Source organism: Halobacillus sp. Cin3 (assembly GCF_947311855.1).
GTDB lineage: Bacteria > Bacillota > Bacilli > Bacillales > Halobacillaceae > Halobacillus > Halobacillus kuroshimensis.
Map to the genome: position 1 here is coordinate 33,757 of NZ_CAMZMV010000009.1, position 18,620 is coordinate 52,376.

The following is an 18,620-nucleotide window of genomic DNA, read 5'->3' on the forward strand; positions in this document are numbered from 1 at the left end:
ATGAATACAAAGTTAGTTGAGAAGAGAATGAGTTGAGTTGAGGAATAGGATGAGCAGAGCAGAGCCGAGTAAGAGCGAGGAACCGCTGGACGTACGGAGCTGGTTGGTTGCCTGGCCGAACCCCTTTATTTCATCCACTCATTTTTTCATTCCTCAACGTCTCGTTCTCCATAAACCCTTTATGGAGAGGTGAGCGAATGACCACTTACGAAACATTTCAAACCGATGCGGAAGCGTACCGCACGATTCCCATCAGTCAATCCTTTTTTACAGATACGATTACACCCATTCATATGTTTCATGCATTGAAAGATGAAGCTGTCTTTATGCTTGAAAGCCAGGACCCGGAATCCCCGTGGTCGAATTTTTCATTCATTGGACTCGATCCCATGATCCAGGTGAAAGAGAAGAGCGGCCGGTTTCTTATTGAAGATTACAGTCTTCAGACAAAAGAATACGAAGAGACCTTCAAAGCCGCTTATGAAAAAGTAGTGCGCGATCTGGAGGTGAAGCAGCCGGATATCGATCTTCCATTTAAAGGAGGCGGTGTCGGTTACATCAGCTATGATGCCATTTCAGATTTTGAGCCGGTGGAACCAGCAGAACAGGACGATTTGAATCTTGCCCGCTACCATCTGCTGTTCTGCCAGACCTTGATCGCTTATCATCATAAAACGAAAGAAACGACGATTCTTTCATTAGGAAGGGTCGACGATCCATCATCCTCCCGGGAAGTTTATGATACGACGAAGGCACGCATCAAAGAGATTACAAGCCGTTTGAGAAAAGGCAGTGATTTGGAAGATTTGATGCTTGGTGAAGAATCGGGAGAGGAGCAGGAACTCGTCCTTTTCAGCAACTATGAGCCGGAAAAATTCAAGCAGGATGTGGAAACGATCAAAGAGTACATCCGCGCCGGCGACGTTTTCCAGGCTGTTTTATCCCAGCGTTTCCACACCATTACAGACCGTACAGGCTTCGAGCTTTACCGGGTGCTTCGAAAAGTGAACCCATCTCCTTATATGTTCTACTTGAATATGGAGGATGTCGAAGTGATCGGAAGTTCGCCGGAGCGGCTGCTGGAAGTACAGAACGGACAGCTTGAAATCCATCCCATTGCCGGAACACGCAGGCGCGGACAGACCCAGGAGGAGGATGACCAGCTGGCAGAGGAACTCCTTGCAGATGAAAAAGAACTGGCCGAGCACCGGATGCTTGTCGATCTTGCCAGAAACGATATCGGCCGTGTCGCTGAATTCGGAAGCGTGGAAGTTCGTGAGTATATGACGATCGGGCGTTTCTCGAAGGTGATGCATATCATCAGTAAGGTGACGGGGCAGTTGAAGGAAGGGGTTTCCCCCATCGATGCCCTTATTTCCTCCTTCCCGGCCGGAACGTTATCCGGAGCACCGAAGGTCAGGGCCATGCAGATCCTTCGTGAACTGGAGCCTACACCGCGTAATCTTTACGGCGGCGGCATCCTTTATCTTGGCTTTGATGGGAATATCGATTCCTGCATTACTATCCGTACAATGACTTTAACGAATAAAAATTTATATATTCAGGCCGGAGCCGGTGTGGTTGCCGATTCCGATCCTGAGGCTGAATATCAGGAAACACTGAACAAAGCCAGTGCCTTGAAGAGAACGATCGAGTTAGCAGAGCAGGTATTTTCGAGCCGAGAAGGAGTGGAGACGAGATGAAACAAACGTTGAGCCGGGTTGTAGCCGGAGAGTCCATGAGCGAGCAGGAAGCCTTTGAAACGATGAACACAATCATGAATGGAGGAGCCACAACCGGACAGTTGATGAGTATGCTGAGTGTCATGAGCTACCGCGGGGAAACCGTCGAGGAGATGACAGGGTTCGTCCGCGCCATGCGTGAGAACATGACAAAGATGGACGTAGACGATGCTTCCATCGTAGATACGTGCGGGACCGGCGGCGATGGTGCGTCCACCTTTAACATTTCAACGGCGGTATCGCTCGTTCTTGCCAGTATGGGCGTAAAGGTCGCCAAGCATGGCAATCGGAAAGTTTCCTCGAAAAGTGGAAGCGCCGATGTTCTGGAATCTCTCGGTGTTCCGATTGATACGACACCGGAGCAGGGGGCAAAAGCCCTCGAGGAAAAGGGGATGACCTTCATGTTTGCTCCTCTCTATCATCAGGCTATGAAGCACGCGGGTCCTGCCCGTCAGGAGCTTGGGTTCCGTACGGTGTTCAATCTGCTTGGACCAATGTCCAATCCGGCCAATGCGAGACGTCAGTTGATCGGAATCTATGACACAGCGTATGCCGAGAAAATGGCTGAAACCCTTTATAAGCTGGGTTCCGAACACGTCCTGCTCGCCACCGGCCGTGACGGTCTGGACGAAATTACAATTACCGGTGAAACCGATCTTGTGGAAATGAAGAGCGGGAACATCCGCCGCTTTACAGTCAAACCGGAAGACTTCGGTATGGCCAGAGGAAACATTGAAGACATTCAAATTACAGAAACCGAGGAAAGTGCCGCCATCATTAAAGATGTCCTGTATAACCGGGCAGGAGAGACAGCCGCATCGATTGTGACGTTGAACGCCGCTGCAGGGCTTTATGTGGCTGGTAGAGCTGAAACGCTGGAAGACGGTGTTATGCAGGTCCGGCAGGCCATTCAATCCGGCAGGACCAAAGAGTACTATGAATCTATTGCGTCAGAAAGGGAGAATCGCCAGTATGCTTGAAACCATCTTAGCCGTTAAACATCAGGAAATTGAAAAAATGTACCTGCCTGAGGAACAGTCCTTCCCAAGGCATTCCTTATATGAAGCGTTGAACGGGGCTGATCCATCCGGACTGATTGCCGAAGTGAAGAAGGCTTCTCCTTCCAAGGGAATCATCCGTGAGGACTTCAATCCTGTCCGTATTGCGCATGATTACGCCGAAGCAGGCGCCCATGCCATATCTGTTTTGACTGATCAGCACTTTTTCCAGGGGCATCGCGATTATTTGACACAGATCAAGCAGGTCGTGGACATTCCTGTCATGAGAAAGGATTTTATCATCGATTCCGCTCAGGTCGTCGAAAGTGCGTATATTGGTGCCGATGCCATCCTTCTGATCGGCGAGGCGCTGGAAGCGGAGAAGCTTCACGAGCTTTATAACCAGGCCTATGAGCTGGGGATGGAAGTGCTTGTGGAAGTGCACAGTGAAGAGACCCTTGAAAAAGTACTGAACCAGTTCACACCGAAAATCCTGGGCATCAACAACCGCAACCTGCATACGTTTGAGACATCCTTGAAGCAGACTCAGCGGATGGCGGCTCTGGCGCCGGAGGAATCACTGCTCGTTTCGGAAAGCGGCATTTTCACAAACGAAGATGTTCAACAAGCCGCCGGGTATGGGGCGAAGGGTGTCCTTGTTGGAGAATCTCTGATGAGGCAGGATGACATCAAAAAAGCAGTGCATACACTACTTGAAGGAGTGGAGGTCCGGTGAGGGAGCCTATTGTGAAATTGTGCGGCAACCAGTCGCTTTCTGACACAGCGAAAACGGCTTCCTCCAAAGCCTCTCATCTCGGCTTCATTTTTGTGAAGCGGACGAAGCGCTATGTGCGCCCTGAGCGTGTAGGTCGCTGGATTCAGAAAATCCGTCCGCGACAGAAGCTCGTCGGGGTGTTCATTGACCCCACAATAGATGAATTGGAGGAAATTCTCCATTTCGTGCCGCTGGATGTCATTCAGCTGCACGGGAACGAGACCGTTTCCCAGCTGCTGCAGATCAAAGAGGCTTTTGGTCTTCCTGTCTGGAAGGTCATCCATCATCAGGATGGAGGTCTTGAACAGATGGATGTGTTTAAAGGTGTAGCTGACGGTTTTATCGTGGACAGTAAAGTCGAGGGGGCATCCGGAGGCACAGGTGTCCGATTTGACTGGGAAGCGGTCCCTGCCTACAGGGATGCCGCTTTTGACCAGGGAGTGCCCTGTCTGATCGCTGGAGGCATCAAGCCCCAAAACGTTGGAGAACTGTTGAATTATCAGCCGGAAGGCATCGATATTTCCAGCGGGATTGAACGAGAAAATAAAAAAGACATTGGTAACATACAAGCGATTATGAAAGAGGTGGAAGCAAATGTTGCAAGCATTTCCTGATATTAAAGGCCGATTCGGTGACTTCGGGGGCAAATACGTACCGGAAACGTTGATGGGCCCGCTCCAGGAGCTTGAAGAAGCTCTGGACGAAGCTATGGCGGATCCTGAATTCCAAAATGAATACCATCATGTGCTCAAAGAATACGCAGGGCGTCCGACTTCCCTGACGTATGCCGATAAAATCTCTGAGCATCTCGGCGGAGCGAAGATCTATTTGAAGCGTGAGGATTTGAACCATACAGGCGCCCACAAACTGAACAATGCAATCGGACAGGCTCTTCTGGCTAAGCGGATGGGCAAGGAAAAGATCATCGCTGAAACCGGAGCCGGCCAGCACGGTGTCGCTTCTGCCACTGTCGCAGCCAAATTCGGTCTGGAATGTATCGTGTTTATGGGTGAGGAGGATATCCGCAGGCAGGAGCTGAACGTATTCCGCATGAAGCTTCTCGGTGCTGAAGTTGTATCTGTTTCCAGTGGGAACGGAACACTGAAGGATGCAACGAACGAAGCCATCCGCTACTGGGTAGCCAATTGTGAAGATCACTTCTACCTGATTGGTTCTGTCGTCGGGCCGCACCCGTATCCTCGGATGGTCCGCGATTTCCAACGCATCATCGGAGACGAATCAAGACGGCAGTTTCTTGAGGTGGAAGAAAATCTTCCGGACCGCATTTACGCCTGTGTCGGCGGTGGAAGTAATGCAATGGGCATGTTCTACCCATTCCTCCAGGACGACAGTGCCCTTGTCGGGGTGGAGGCAGCAGGAAAAGGCATCGATACACCGGAACATGCAGCGACTCTTTCCAAAGGGACACCAGGCGTCATTCATGGATCGCTGACATACTTGATGCAGGATGATAACGGACAGATTACCGAACCGTATTCCATCTCTGCAGGCCTTGACTATCCGGGTATCGGACCTGAACATGCACACCTTTTCCAGACAAAGCAGGTCCGCTATGAAGCTGTGACAGATCAGGAGGCTTTGGACGCTCTGAAGCTTCTCACGCAGACAGAAGGCATTATCCCGGCCATTGAAAGTGCCCACGCTCTTGCTCAGGCTTTCAAGGAAGCCGGAAGCATGGAAGCGGATGAGACGATTCTCATCAACCTGTCCGGACGCGGGGATAAGGACATGGCCACACTGATGGAACATTTCCAGGAGGAGGTTTAACATGCTGACGAAAACATCGTTTCAAGGGAAGCTTAACAAAACCGAAAACTTGTTCATCCCGTTCGTCGTAGCAGGAGACCCTTCTCCGGAATATACGATTGAATTTGCGCTGAGGCTGCAGGAGCAGGGAGCGGACGTTCTGGAACTCGGTGTTCCTTACTCCGACCCGCTTGCTGACGGGCCGACGATCCAGCGGGCGGCCAAACGGGCGTTGAACGCCGGCATGTCTCTGAGAAAAGCGATCCAGCTTGTTCCGGAACTCCGGAAACACGGAGTGGAGATTCCTGTTGTAATCTTCACGTACTACAACCCTGTGCTGCAGATCGGCCATCAGGACTTCTTCAACCTGCTTGAAGAAAACAGCGTGGAAGGCGTTTTGATTCCGGACCTTCCTTTTGAAGAGAGTGAAGAAGTGCGGAATATGGCTGTTGAGAAGGATGTCGAATTCATTTCCCTCGTCGCGCCGAATTCAGATACACGTATCCAGCAGATCGCAGAACATGCCCGCGGCTTCCTGTATTGTGTGTCCTCCCTTGGTGTGACCGGCGGAAGCAGCGGAATGTCCGCAGAAGCGTTAACCTTCATTAAAAAAGTGAAGGAGCACAGCCAGGTCCCTGTGGCGGTCGGATTTGGAATTTCTACGAATGAGGACGTGAAGCTTGTTCGTGAACATGCCGACGGTGTCATTATCGGCAGTAAGATTATCCGGCTTATCGAAGCGGAGCTTGATGTTATAGAAAAAGGGCAGAAGGAAGAAGCCCTGGAGAGCTTTACGAAAGGCATTCAGGAACTCGTCAGAGATTGAGATGCAGATTGAGCAGAGAGGAGATGAGCAGAGTGATTTATATGATCGACCACTATGATTCATTTACGTACAATCTCGTCCAGTACCTGGGGGAGCTCGGCAAAGAGGTTGTCGTCCGCAGAAATGATGAAGCATCGATAGAAGAAATAGAAGAGCTGGATCCAGAGTTGATATTCCTGTCACCCGGGCCGTGCTCGCCTGATGAGACGGGGGTCACCCTTGAAGTGATCGACCATTTCAAGGCGAAGACACCGATCTTCGGCGTCTGCCTGGGCCATCAGTCGATTGCCCAGGTATTCGGTGGAAATGTCATCCGGGCGGAACGCCTGATGCACGGCAAGTCCTCCCGCGTCTTTCACGACGGGCGGGGCATTTATGAGGGATTGAATAATCCAATGGAAGCGATGCGTTATCACTCCCTGATTGTCGAACTGGATTCCCTTCCTGATTGTTTCGAAATCAGCTCCACCACCGTTGAAGGAGAAATCATGGGGATCCGCCATCTGGAATATCCTGTGGAAGGCGTGCAGTTCCATCCCGAATCCATCGGGACGAATGATGGCATGCAGCTTCTTAAAAATGTCATCGAACAGCGGATGAAAGCTTTATTATAATAAAGAGGAAAGCCGGTATGCCCATTCATACCGGCTTTTTATTTGGGACTATAGAACTAATTTTACTACAAAATTCTGTCGCTCTTTTTCTTTTTTAACTGAACTTTCATAACAAAAAGACAACTTTTTGAGATGGTGTCCTTAACCCGCTTATCGAAGATTGTGAAAGATGAAACAAGCGCCGAAACGCCTGGAATTAACGCTTTTTTCCCAAGGGGTAATGCGTTTTCACAAATGCTGAAACTGTGTTAGGTTATAAAGTGTTGTGTTAGACGGGCAGTCACCGGCCGGTGGATAGGTATTCATATGCTCTAGGAAATCCAGCAGTAAAAAAACATCAGGAGATGATTCAGTCAGTATGGAATTGCAACAAGATCCAACTTTACTATGGTTTATTGCTATCTATGGGATTGTAATGATCGGCATCGGTGTATTCATGTCGAAGAAAGTATCCGGAAGTGAGGACTTTGTCCTTGCCGGTAAAAGTCTGGGACCTTTTGTTCTTATGGGAACCCTTCTCGCTACGTGGACAGGAAGTGGAAGTATTTCCGGTGGGGAGACGTCGATGGCGTTCTCTTACGGTATTCTGCCTTCCTTGATGATGATGCTCCCAACGTTGGTCGGAATTATTATTCTTTATGTCGTAGCTCCTAAAATCCGTGCCTACGGGAAATTTACCGTGTCAGGAATTTTGGAAGCGAAATACGGACGAACGTCCCGAAACCTTGCGAGTGTCATTATCATTCTAGCTTATGTAGGAATTGTATCTTATCAGATGAAAGGCTTTGGCTTTATCTTGAACTTGACGACAGGGATGACCGTTCAGGCAGGAACAATCATCGGTGCAGGCATGATCATTTTCCTTGCGATGATCGGTGGACTTCGCTCCGTTTCCCAAACAGATGCCATCAGTGGTTTCTTGATGGTGGGTGGTCTGATTGTGACCGTTCCTACGATCATCATGGTTGCCGGCGGGTGGAGTGAAATCGTCGCCAATGTTCCGGAAAGCCACATGACCTCGACAGGCGGATTGACGACCGTGCAGATGATCGGTTATCTGCTGCCTTCGTTATTCCTTCTGCTTGGTGACCAGAACATGTACCAGCGGCTTGCCTCATCCAAAGGGGACAAGTCAGCCAAACGAGCTCAAATCGGCTGGTTGATTGCGATGCTGATCATTTCGCCGTCCATTTCTATCATCGCCTTTGCCTCCCGTTCCTTATTCCCGGACATTGATCCTGGAATGGCCCTTATGGCTACAACCGTAGCTATGCCTATGGCTATCGGCGGAGTCCTGCTGGCAGCTGCCGCGTCCTTTATCATTACGACCGGAAACTCGTATCTTTTGTCGGCAGCGACCAACTTAACCTACGACTTGTATGGCAAGTATGTAAATAAAGATGCTTCCGATAAAAAGCTGCTCACGATGACGCGGATCTTTATCGCAGCCCTTGGATTGTTTGCTTATATTATCATCAGTTATTTCCCAACCGTGCTGAGTGTGCAGATGTACGCTTATACCGTGTACGGTGCCGGATTGACGCCGGCCGTTCTCGCCGTTTTCTTCTGGAAACGCGTAAACGCAGCAGGTGGTGTATCTTCCATGGTTGCTGGTGTTGTCACAACGCTTGTATGGGAGATCGTCCTGCAGAAGCCGTTTGACGTCAATAGTGTTGTCATCGCGGTCCCTGTAGCCGTTCTCGTCCTCATTATCGTTACCCTTGTAACGTCTAATAAAGGAGAGGCTGCCGCAGACGTGCGTGCATCCTAATTCTAGAAGACCTTCTGATTGTAATCAGAAGGTCTTCATGCTGTAGAAAAAGAACATGTCTCCCAGTATAGCTTTTCGTAGCTCACGTGGTCACGTTCCGCTTATCGGTGGATGCTTGCCGCGGGCACGGCCTCAGATAACTTAGGCAGGAAGATCACCTGCCCAAGTGGATCTTCGGCTCGCGCTGTTCCCGCAGGCGTCACCACCGAACGCTCCTCGTGACAACGATACACTATATGCGAACGGAAAGACCTTCTGATCTTAATCAGAAGGTCTTTTTTGAATTTTTTTGTCAAAAAGTATTGATAAAGAAATACGGACATGCTATTATCATACTTGTCTTCATTAAATACGGGGCATTAGCTCAGCTGGGAGAGCGCTACACTGGCAGTGTAGAGGTCAGCGGTTCGAGCCCGCTATGCTCCACTTATACAGTACGATTAAAACCCTTCTTACAGTAGTAAGAAGGGTTTTTTTGTTTGAATATGTAGAATTTAGGAAAAAGACCTTTAATCTAACAAATTGGGGTGACAGCATGGGGAAAAGGAAAGTGAAAAACAGATGGCTCATCGCTTTATGTGCCGTCGGCATCCATATTTCCATCGGATCGGTGTATGCGTGGAGTAACTTTACGGGGCCGTTGAGTGAAGAATTCGGCTGGTCGGCCAGCCAGGTGCAGTTTACGTTCAGTGTCGCAATCTTATTTTTAGGTTTATCTGCTGCTTTTCTTGGCTGGTTTGTAGAAAAATACGGTCCGCGGGTGGCCGGTATAACGGCAGCGATTTTCTTCGGAATCGGTGTCGCAGGTTCAGGGATTGCGGTACAGGCCGGATCGCTCTGGCTGCTGTACTTTTTTTATGGGGTTCTTGGTGGGATCGGTCTTGGAGTGGGCTATATCGCACCGGTATCCACGCTTGTTAAATGGTTCCCGGACCGTCGTGGACTGGCGACCGGCATGGCGATTATGGGCTTTGGCTTCGCCGCTGCGATTGCCAGTCCGCTGATGAACTTTTTTATCAATCAAACAGGCATTGCCGCAACCTTCTACATTCTAGGTATCTCTTATTTTGTCGTTATGATTGGTTCTTCCCTGTATCTGTCCCGTCCGCCGGAGGACTGGGTTCCGGAAGGCTACGACCCGGAGGAACAGGAGTCTTCGGATAAACAGGACCTCGCCAATATGCGGGCGAAGGAAGCGGTCAAGACGAAGCGTTTTTATTACTTATGGGTGATGCTCTTCATTAATGTGACGTGCGGGATCGCCGTCATCTCCGCCGCCAAGCCGCTGCTTGAGGAAAGTGTCGGTGTAGCGGCTGGGACAGCAGCGACACTTGTGGGCGTGATGGGGATCTTTAACGGTCTCGGTCGGATCGGCTGGGCGAGTGCGTCGGACTATATCGGCCGCGGAAATACGTACTTAGCATTTTTCGTTCTGCAGATTGGTCTTTTCCTGATTGTGCCTTATACATCCATTACATGGGTGTTCGTCGTGGCGTTTTCGGTCATTTACACCTGTTACGGTGGAGGATTTGCAGCGATGCCGGCCTTTATCGGCGACTTGTTCGGAACGAAGGAGCTTGGCGCCATTCACGGGTATATTTTGACCGCGTGGGCAGCTGCGGGACTTGCCGGTCCTGTGTTTGCAGCATGGATGAAGGATACGACAGGCAGTTATGAGAACAGCTTGATCTACTTTGCCGGGTTGTTTGTGATCGCCCTCGTCGTTTCCATCCTAACGAAGCGTGACGAAAAACAGAAACGCCAAGCGCTGAAGGAAGAATCGCGCACAGCGTAATAGAGAGGAAACCCGGGTCTCATCCTCTGGGTTTCCTTTTTTTAGAGGGAGGCGTAGAATGGGATTCATATATAGATAGATAAGGGGAGGAGAGCGGGATGATTCAAAGGTTGAACCGGCTGCTGCAGAAGCTGATGCCCTACATCACACCTGCAGCTGTCGTTTTCGGTGTGATCTTCGCCAGGTGGCTTGAACCGCTTGTTTTTCTTGTACCATTGATCTTTGCTGTCATGACCTTTGCCGGCAGTCTTGGTTCCAATTTTACAGATTTGAAAAAGGTGCTGCGTCACCCTTTAGGGTTAATCATCTGTCTCTTCGTTTTACATATTCTCATGCCTGTCATTGCCCTTGGAACAGGAACGTTATTTTTCAGCGGGGATGTGAACACAACCATCGGGCTTGTTTTATCCTTTGTCATTCCAACCGGGATCACGTCGCTGATCTGGGTATCGATCTATAAAGGAAATGTCGTGCTGACGCTGTCGATTATTCTGGTCGACACGATGCTTGCTCCATTTATCGTTCCGATCGTCATGAAACTGCTTGTCGGGAATGCGGTGGAAATGGATGCTCTGGCGATTATGATGGGGCTGCTCTGGATGATTGTGATCCCGTCCATAGCCGGGATGTGTGTGAACCAGTGGGGAAAAAGGGAGTGGACAGAGCGTTTGGAGAGGAGCCTGGCTCCCACAACCAAACTTGGCATTGCTTCTGTCGTGATGATCAACAGTTCAGCGGTCGCTCCTTACTTGAAAGAAATGAACGGCAAGCTGGCAGCGACAGCGCTGACCGTCTTCCTTCTCGCAGTAGCGGCCTACACACTCGGTTTCTGGGCGGCAAAGCTTGCGAAGCTGGAAAACGAGAGTGTCCTATCGCTTACGTTCAACAGTGGTATGCGCAACATAAGTGGAGGAGCCGTTATCGCGATTACATACTTTCCTGCAGCGGCCGCTGTGCCGGTCATCGTCGGAATGCTGTTTCAGCAGGTGCTCGCTTCGTTTGCCGGGAAATTTTTCGAAAAGCGGGCTGTACGGGTAAAAGAGGCCGGTTAATCGATATCATGCAGATTTGGCTGATATATCCGGAAAAAAGTTGATATCTCACTAATATGGATCGTTATATTCAAGAAAAGACCGATATATCGATCTGATTGACCGATATCCGGCATCAGAAATACGGAAAAAAGCGCCCGCTTCAATAGCGGACGCTTGTTTTATACGCCTCGTTTGTTTCCCCAGACAAGGGCGTGTACCTGTGGCAGCACGCGGACATGATTCAAGTTTTTCGAAGCCGTCACTTTGTCGATCAGCCATTCATACTGGTCAAGCAGGTGGGAGGCAAGGTTCCCCGGCTTCTCTTCTACAAGGTCATCATTGCCGACCTGTAAAAAGAAAGGAACGTCCGGGTACCGCTGATGCACGGTTTCCGCATACGTCAGATCCTCGTCGTTAAAAATGACGATTTTCAAACTTACGTGGGAGGAGCGTTTGTTTTGCTCCAGCCGATGGATGATGTCATCCAATATGTCCCAATTTGTTGTCATCAGCGAGCTCGGCGGTTTTGGTGAAATGGTTAAATCATCGATGTCCACAAACCAGTCCTGCCAGCGACTTCCCTGTGTTTCAAGGGCCACTTCAATGCCGCGTTCGTGGAGCGGCTCAATAAGCTCATGCAGGTTTTTCAAAAGGGCAGGGTTTCCGCCGGAGACGGTGACGTGATCGAAGCGGTCACCGCCTGCTTCTACAAGTCTGTCGATGATGTCATCAGCTGTCAGGCGTTCGATATCCTCTTTGGCACTGCCATCCCACGTGAAGGCAGAGTCGCACCAGGCGCAGCTGTAATCGCAGCCGGCTGTCCGGACAAACATCGTTTTACGGCCGACGACCATCCCTTCGCCCTGGATGGTCGGTCCGAAGATTTCGAGCACAGGGAACTTATGCATCATTCATCCACTCCCGTCGGGCTTCCGCGTAGCTTGTCGGTGTTTCATACAGCTTTACAAATTCGACGCGGTAATCATTGGGGTAGGAACGAAGCGACTTCTGCATTTTTTCATAAATCCAGACGACCATGTTTTCTGCCGTTGTATTCATCTGCGGAAGTGTATCGTTCAAGTACCTGTGGTCGAGGTGGACTTCGATTTCGTCCTTCCAGATTTTCTTGATATCACCGAAGTCGATCACAAGGCCGATCTCATCCGTATAGCCGCTGATGCCGAAAATGACTTTGTACGTATGCCCATGCAGGTTTTTACACTTGCCTTCATAACAGTGGAGGTGGTGGGCGGCATCAAAGGTGAATTCCTTGCTGACCATCACCCGCTTCTGGTGATATTTCAACTCATGGCGCTTAATATCTTCATCGATTTTCTGCAGGTTTTCCACAATCGTAAATCCGTACATCGTTACGCCTCCTTCCGCTCACCGAGGTAATTTTCAAGTCCCTGTCTGCGCAGCTGGCAGGCCGGGCACTCTCCGCATCCGTCACCACGGACACCGTTATAGCAGGTGAGTGTTTTTTCGCGTACGTAGGAAAAGGCGTCCAGGTCATCGGCCATTTTCCACGTCTGCGCTTTATCCAGCCACATGAGCGGGGTATGGATTACGAATTCATCGTCCATCGACAGGTTAAGGGAAACGTTCAACGATTTAACAAACACATCGCGGCAGTCGGGATACCCGCTGAAGTCCGTTTCGCATACACCAGTAATAATGTGCTTGGCACCAATCTGACGGGCGAGAATCGTAGCGAAGGATAGGAATAAGAGATTTCTTCCTGGTACGAACGTGGAAGGGAGCTCTCCGTCTTCTCCGTCCTTCACTTCGATATCGTCCCGGGTCAGCGCGTTTGGTGCAAGCTGATTCAACAGCGACATGTCGAGGACGTGCTGGCGGACGCCCAGGTCTCCAGCAATCTCCTCTGCCACTTCGATTTCCTGTTTATGACGTTGATTATAGTCAAAAGTGACCACTTCCACGTGATCAAACTGTTCTAAAGCCCAGAAAAGGCAGGTCGTACTGTCCTGTCCGCCGCTGAACACGACGACGGCTTTCTTATTTTTTTCCATAAAAAAATTCTCCTTTCAATCATGAAAAAGAGAATTCTACACACCCAAAACCATAAAAAAACCGCACCTAAGGCAAGGTACAGTTCCATCCTTAGTTTTTTATAGAGGGTGTCGCTAGAACCTCTCCTGCTTATTCAGCAGATTTTATGAAACTACCTGCCATTGTATCACATCTGAAAGCAGGGTTACAGAAATTTCTGAGATTCATAAAGATGTATATTGTGAAATGTTTCACAAAGTAGTCACTCTCTTTCCCAGTCTTTTCCTTTATAATAAAAGTATCAAGAGGTAAGGGTGTGGGTATGATGACAATTCTTCAATTACTTACGGCGCTGATGCCGGTGGCTGCCGTCTTTATTCTATTGGTCTTATTCCGTTTTCCGGCGGTGCGTGCCATGCCGGTCAGTCTCCTTGTCGTTGCTTTATCCGCCGTCTTCATTTGGAAGGTGCCTTTGATCAGGGCAGCTGCGGCGTCCCTTGAAGGAATTATGATCGCTGTGTCTATATTATGGATTGTATTTGGCGCGGTGCTTCTTTTGAATACTTTGAAAAACAGCGGCGCTCTCGGAGTGATTCGTACCGGTTTTTCCGGGATTACGAGTGACCGCAGGGTCCAGCTGATTATCATTGCCTGGCTGTTCGGGTCCTTCATTGAAGGAGCGGCCGGATTTGGAACGCCTGCCGCGATTGCTGCGCCTTTGCTTCTGACACTCGGATTTCCGGCACTCGCTGCAGTTTCTCTTGCTTTGATTGCGGACAGCAGTGCAGTATCCTTTGGAGCCGTAGGGACACCGTTAATTGTAGGAGTGGATCAAGGGTTGAGACAGGGAGAAGCGGTGGCCGAACCAGTCCAGCAGGCCCTTGGGAGTCAGACGTTAACACAATTTGTATATGAGGTCGCTCAATCTGCCGTTCTGATGGACTTGTTTATCGGGAGTTTTATCCCCCTTGTGCTCGTATTGATTCTTACGAAGCTTTTCGGTGAAAACCGCTCCTTAAGAGAAGGTCTTCAGATTTGGAAGTTTGCCCTTTTCGCCGGGGTAAGCTTTACGCTTCCTGCTTTACTTGTCGTTCATCTGCTTGGACCGGAATTTCCGTCCATCATCGGCGGCCTTGTCGGTTTAGCGGTCGTCGTCCCGGCGGCTAAAAAAGGATTTCTTCTCCCGGATGAACCATGGGATTTCGGAAAAAGAGAGGAAGATGAAGCGGTGGAGGAAATCAGCGCCAACGCTGTAACAATGCCTTTATACAAAGCATGGGTTCCTTATATCGTTGTTGCTGTCCTGCTCGTTCTGACTCGTGTGAATGTTCTTCCTCTGAAAAGCTGGCTGACCTCTGTATCTGTTACGTGGAACGATATTTTAGGGACAGGCATTACGACATCCTTCCAGCCATTCTATCTGCCCGGAACGATTTTTGCCGCTGCTGTCCTGTTCACTATTTTTTATCACAGGATGAGAAAACAGGAAGTGCTGGAAACATTGAAAACGTCTGCGCATACCATGGTTGGGAGTGCTGTAGCACTGGGCACAGCTGTTCCGATGGTGCGGATCTTCATCAATTCCGGCGTGAACGATGCGGGGCTTGCCAGTATGCCGATGGAGCTTGCCGAGATTGTTTCTGCTTCTGTCGGAGAAGCCTGGCCGCTGGCCGCGCCTGTAATTGGTGCGCTCGGTTCCTTCATATCCGGCAGTGCGACATTCAGCAATATGATGTTTTCTTTATTCCAATTCAGCGTAGCGGATCAGATCCAAGTGGCTCCGCAGCAGGTGACAGCTCTTCAAGTGCTCGGTTCCAATGCGGGGAATATGGTTTGTATCCTTAATGTCGTTGCCGCGGCTTCTGTCGTAAACCTCGTCGGCGAGGAAGGGACGATTATACGCCTGACGATGATTCCGATGCTCCTCTATGTAGCAATGGCGGGGATGCTTGGAATGGCCGCTGTTTATCTCTTTTAATTCGTGTGTGGTTGTGAAAACGGTCCGCCGGAAAGCGGGCCGTTTTCAAAGAATAAAAGTAAAGTTTTTAAGATTTGCTTATTGACTTCCTCTGTATATTTTGTATAATTATAAACAATAAATAATAAAAATACATTCGAAGACGAAGAAAGTACGTATGGATGCTGGTCTTACAGCGAGTCGGGGTTGGTGGAAGCCTGATGGCCATTCATAGGGAAACGCACTTCCGAGAAGTTTGGTGAACGCGAGTAGCCGGAACCGGGATCCCCCGTTATCAGTATTGAGCTGGTCTATGTTTCATAGACAATGAGAGTGGCACCGCGGATGTGAACGATAAAATCCGTCTCTTACGATTAGTAGGAGACGGGTTTTTTTATGGACAAAAATATGGAGGAGGACGTTATAATGACAAAACCAAAGGTTGTATTAGCTTATTCTGGTGGATTGGATACTTCGATTTCTGTGAAATGGATCCAGGAGAAATATGGATATGATGTGATTGCACTTGGGCTGGATGTTGGAGAAGGGAAGGACCTTGAGGCCATTCGTCAGAAAGCGCTGGATGTCGGAGCAATCAAGGCCATCATGGTCAATGCCAAAGAAATCCTTGCAGAAGAATATTTGATGCCTGCCTTGAAAGCCAATGCCTTGTATGAAGGTAAATATCCGTTATCTTCTGCCTTGTCCCGTCCACTTATTTCCAAGCTTCTCGTAGAGGTTGCGGAACAGGAAGGGGCAGTGGCAGTCGCTCACGGTTGCACAGGCAAAGGGAACGATCAGGTTCGTTTTGAAGTTTCCATCCAGGCTCTGAATCCAGAGCTTGAAGTCATTGCTCCTGTCAGAGAGTGGGGGATGACCCGTGATGAGCAGATCGTTTACGCAGAGGAAAAAGGGATTCCGGTTCCTGTGAATCTGGAGAATCCGTTTTCCATCGATGCCAACATCTGGGGGCGTGCCTGCGAAGCCGGCGTCCTGGAGGATCCTTGGCAGGAAGCACCGGAAGCGGCTTACGCCTGGACCAACCCGCTTGAAAAAACACCGGATACACCGGAAATCCTTGATATCGATTTCAAAGAAGGGAAGCCGGTCGCCTTGAACGGGGAAGCGATGGACATTGTGCCATTGATTGAAAAGCTGAATGATCTCGGCGGTCTGCATGGTGTCGGAAGAATCGACCATACCGAAAACCGCTTAGTCGGGATCAAATCAAGAGAAGTGTATGAAAACCCGGCCGCAATGATTTTGATCAACGCCCATAAAGAACTGGAATTCCTTACATTGACTCGTGAAGTATCCCAATATAAAACGAACGTGGATCAGCAGTTGTCCAAGATGATTTATGACGGGCTTTGGTATTCTCCGCTTCAGCCGGCCTTGTCCGCCTTTGTGGAAACAACCCAGCAGGTTGTCACAGGAACGGTGAAGGTGAAATTGTTTAAAGGCCATGCGATTGTCATCGGGAAGAAATCTCCGGTCAGCCTTTACAATGAAGAATTGTCTACGTATTCCAAGGAAGACGCGTTTGATCACAACGCAGCCGTCGGTTTCATCAAGCTATGGGGACTTCCGACAAAAGTCCACGCGGATGTGCATAAAAAGAAGTTGATCGATCAGGCAGCGGTGAAGGTCAATGAGTAAGCTGTGGGGCGGACGCTTTACAAAACCAACCAATCAGCTGGTCGAAGAGTATACCTCTTCGATCGGCTTTGATCAAAAGCTGGCCCTCCAGGATATCAAAGGAAGTCTTGCTCACGTGGAGATGCTCGCCCACTGTGACATTCTTTCCAATGAAGAGAAAAATCAGATCATCCGCGGGCTCCACACCATCCAAGGGAAAATTGAAAACGATGATGTGGAATATTCCGTAGCGGATGAAGACATTCATATGAATATCGAAAAGCTTTTAATAGAAGAAATCGGTCCTGTCGGGGGAAAGCTCCACACCGGAAGAAGCCGGAATGATCAGGTCGCCACCGATATGCACCTGTACCTCCGTGAGAAAACGGAGGCCATCATTGAGCTTGTGGAAAATGTCCAGACGGCTCTGCTTGGGCAGGCGGAAGGGAACGTAGAGACGATCCTGCCGGGCTATACCCATCTGCAGAGGGCCCAGCCAATTTCCTTCGCCCACCATGTGCTCGCTTACTTTTGGATGTTTGAACGTGACAAAGACCGGCTGCAGGACAGCTTGAAACGGATCAACTGGTCTCCGCTTGGAGCTGCAGCGCTTGCCGGAACGCCTTACCCGATCGACCGGCAGATGAGTGCGGATCTCCTTGGATTTGAAAAGGTATATCCAAACTCTCTGGATGCGGTGAGCGATCGTGACTTTATTCTTGAGTTTCTGTCGATCGCATCAATTATGATTACCCACATTTCCCGCCTTTCTGAGGAATTGATTTTATGGAGCAGTGAAGAATTCAACTTTGTTGAGCTTGATGATGAATTCTGTACAGGATCAAGCATCATGCCACAGAAGAAAAATCCGGATGTGCCGGAGCTGCTTCGTGGGAAAACAGGACGTATTTATGGAAACCTGATGGGACTGCTGACCCTCTTGAAAGGGCTGCCGCTCGCCTACAACAAGGATATGCAGGAGGATAAGGAAGGCATGTTCGACACTGTGGATACTCTCGAAGGGGCGCTCGCTCTGCTTGCCCCGATGCTGGATTCCATGGAAGTGAAGGCAGGCGAAATGAAAAAAGCGGTGAAGGAAGATTACTCCAACGCCACCGACATTGCCGACTATCTGGCTGTGAAAGGCATGCCTTTCCGTCAGGCGCATGAAGTGATCGGAAAGATCGTGCTGTACGCCATTCAGGAAGGGCGCTATCTGCTTGATCTTTCTCTGGAAGAATACCAGCAGTTTTCCGAGTTGTTCGAAGCGGATATTTATGACAAGCTCGCTCCGGAACACGTGGTCGCTGCAAGGAACAGTGAAGGCGGCACCGGCTTTGAACAGGTTCATGTTCAGATTAAAACAGCAAAAGAGCATCTCTACGAGTAAGAGGTGCTCAGCCTGTAGAGAACATTTTTGTTTTCAAAGTGTTGTACTTGTGCACATTTTTGAATCCTATTGAAAAAAGCTGTCGAAGACTTTTTCGGCAGCCTTTTTTGACGGACTTCAGGGCTCCAGTTTTTTTCTCCTGTGATGATGCATGATGTATAGAGGGTTTTCTGTTCATCATTCGATCAGGTTACGAAGAGTGTTCGGTGGTGACGCCTGCGGGAACAGCACGGGCTGAAGATCCACTTGGTCCAATGGTTTTCTTGACCAAGTTAGCTGAAGCCGTGCCCGCGGCAAGCA

General features: G+C 49.6%; 16 protein-coding genes, 1 tRNA gene and 1 other annotated feature. Of the genes, 14 read left to right on the forward strand and 3 right to left on the reverse strand.

Features of this window, described 5'->3' with window-relative positions; genetic code table 11:
* Positions 1-197: 197 nt before the first annotated feature.
* From trpE to QMA39_RS18590, 11 genes are all read left to right on the forward strand, one after another.
* Complete coding sequence (gene trpE, locus QMA39_RS18540; protein WP_281659530.1) at positions 198-1,703, forward strand: anthranilate synthase component I; 1,506 nt, start codon at positions 198-200, stop codon at positions 1,701-1,703.
* Positions 1,700-2,722 carry an anthranilate phosphoribosyltransferase gene (gene trpD, locus QMA39_RS18545; protein WP_027956104.1) on the forward strand — a complete coding sequence of 341 codons (1,023 nt, stop codon included), beginning with the start codon at positions 1,700-1,702 and terminating at the stop codon, positions 2,720-2,722. The genes trpE and trpD overlap by 4 nt, the downstream gene beginning before the upstream one ends.
* Positions 2,715-3,476 (forward strand): indole-3-glycerol phosphate synthase TrpC, encoded by a 762-nt coding sequence (gene trpC / locus QMA39_RS18550; RefSeq protein WP_281659531.1) that lies wholly within the window; start codon positions 2,715-2,717, stop codon positions 3,474-3,476. The genes trpD and trpC overlap by 8 nt, the downstream gene beginning before the upstream one ends.
* Positions 3,473-4,129: a phosphoribosylanthranilate isomerase gene (locus QMA39_RS18555; protein WP_027956102.1), complete on the forward strand. Its 657-nt coding sequence runs from the start codon at positions 3,473-3,475 to the stop codon at positions 4,127-4,129. Before trpC ends, QMA39_RS18555 begins: the two co-directional genes overlap by 4 nt.
* Positions 4,110-5,303, forward strand: coding sequence for a tryptophan synthase subunit beta (gene trpB, locus QMA39_RS18560; protein WP_027956101.1), 1,194 nt, complete (start codon positions 4,110-4,112; stop codon positions 5,301-5,303). Before QMA39_RS18555 ends, trpB begins: the two co-directional genes overlap by 20 nt.
* A 1-nt stretch (position 5,304) precedes the next feature.
* Positions 5,305-6,108 carry a tryptophan synthase subunit alpha gene (gene trpA / locus QMA39_RS18565; RefSeq protein ID WP_281659532.1) on the forward strand — a complete coding sequence of 268 codons (804 nt, stop codon included), beginning with the start codon at positions 5,305-5,307 and terminating at the stop codon, positions 6,106-6,108.
* 32 nt (positions 6,109-6,140) lie between these two features.
* On the forward strand, positions 6,141-6,722 hold the full coding sequence (locus QMA39_RS18570; RefSeq protein ID WP_281659540.1) for an aminodeoxychorismate/anthranilate synthase component II: 582 nt from the start codon (positions 6,141-6,143) through the stop codon (positions 6,720-6,722).
* A 358-nt stretch (positions 6,723-7,080) separates the two neighbouring features.
* Positions 7,081-8,493: a sodium:solute symporter family protein gene (locus tag QMA39_RS18575; protein WP_160841476.1), complete on the forward strand. Its 1,413-nt coding sequence runs from the start codon at positions 7,081-7,083 to the stop codon at positions 8,491-8,493.
* A gap of 353 nt (positions 8,494-8,846) precedes the next feature.
* A tRNA-Ala gene (locus QMA39_RS18580) sits at positions 8,847-8,919 on the forward strand.
* A 109-nt stretch (positions 8,920-9,028) separates the two neighbouring features.
* Positions 9,029-10,288 carry an OFA family MFS transporter gene (locus QMA39_RS18585; protein WP_242520374.1) on the forward strand — a complete coding sequence of 420 codons (1,260 nt, stop codon included), beginning with the start codon at positions 9,029-9,031 and terminating at the stop codon, positions 10,286-10,288.
* A gap of 98 nt (positions 10,289-10,386) precedes the next feature.
* On the forward strand, positions 10,387-11,340 hold the full coding sequence (locus QMA39_RS18590) for a bile acid:sodium symporter family protein (protein ID WP_281659533.1): 954 nt from the start codon (positions 10,387-10,389) through the stop codon (positions 11,338-11,340).
* Between the two features lie 161 nt (positions 11,341-11,501).
* Here the strand turns inward: QMA39_RS18590 and queE are convergent, their stop codons facing one another.
* From queE to queC, 3 genes are read right to left on the reverse strand one after another with little or no spacing between them, the layout of a single operon-like run.
* On the reverse strand, positions 11,502-12,230 hold the full coding sequence (gene queE / locus QMA39_RS18595) for a 7-carboxy-7-deazaguanine synthase QueE (protein WP_281659541.1): 729 nt from the start codon (positions 12,228-12,230) through the stop codon (positions 11,502-11,504).
* The gene (gene queD, locus QMA39_RS18600) at positions 12,223-12,690 is read right to left on the reverse strand and encodes a 6-carboxytetrahydropterin synthase QueD (RefSeq protein WP_281659534.1); all 468 of its coding nucleotides are present in this window, start codon (positions 12,688-12,690) and stop codon (positions 12,223-12,225) included. The genes queE and queD overlap by 8 nt, the downstream gene beginning before the upstream one ends.
* A gap of 2 nt (positions 12,691-12,692) precedes the next feature.
* On the reverse strand, positions 12,693-13,355 hold the full coding sequence (gene queC, locus QMA39_RS18605) for a 7-cyano-7-deazaguanine synthase QueC (RefSeq protein WP_281659535.1): 663 nt from the start codon (positions 13,353-13,355) through the stop codon (positions 12,693-12,695).
* 302 nt (positions 13,356-13,657) lie between these two features.
* Between queC and QMA39_RS18610 the strand changes: the two genes are divergently transcribed.
* The 3 genes from QMA39_RS18610 (at position 13,658) to argH (ending at position 18,320) form a co-directional block, all read left to right on the forward strand.
* Positions 13,658-15,313, forward strand: coding sequence for an L-lactate permease (locus QMA39_RS18610; RefSeq protein WP_348646635.1), 1,656 nt, complete (start codon positions 13,658-13,660; stop codon positions 15,311-15,313).
* 130 nt (positions 15,314-15,443) lie between these two features.
* Positions 15,444-15,664 (forward strand) — a binding site (T-box leader).
* A 54-nt stretch (positions 15,665-15,718) separates the two neighbouring features.
* On the forward strand, positions 15,719-16,951 hold the full coding sequence (locus QMA39_RS18615) for an argininosuccinate synthase (RefSeq protein WP_206934261.1): 1,233 nt from the start codon (positions 15,719-15,721) through the stop codon (positions 16,949-16,951).
* Positions 16,944-18,320: an argininosuccinate lyase gene (gene argH, locus QMA39_RS18620; protein ID WP_281659536.1), complete on the forward strand. Its 1,377-nt coding sequence runs from the start codon at positions 16,944-16,946 to the stop codon at positions 18,318-18,320. The genes QMA39_RS18615 and argH overlap by 8 nt, the downstream gene beginning before the upstream one ends.
* The last annotated feature ends 300 nt before the right edge of the window (positions 18,321-18,620 follow it).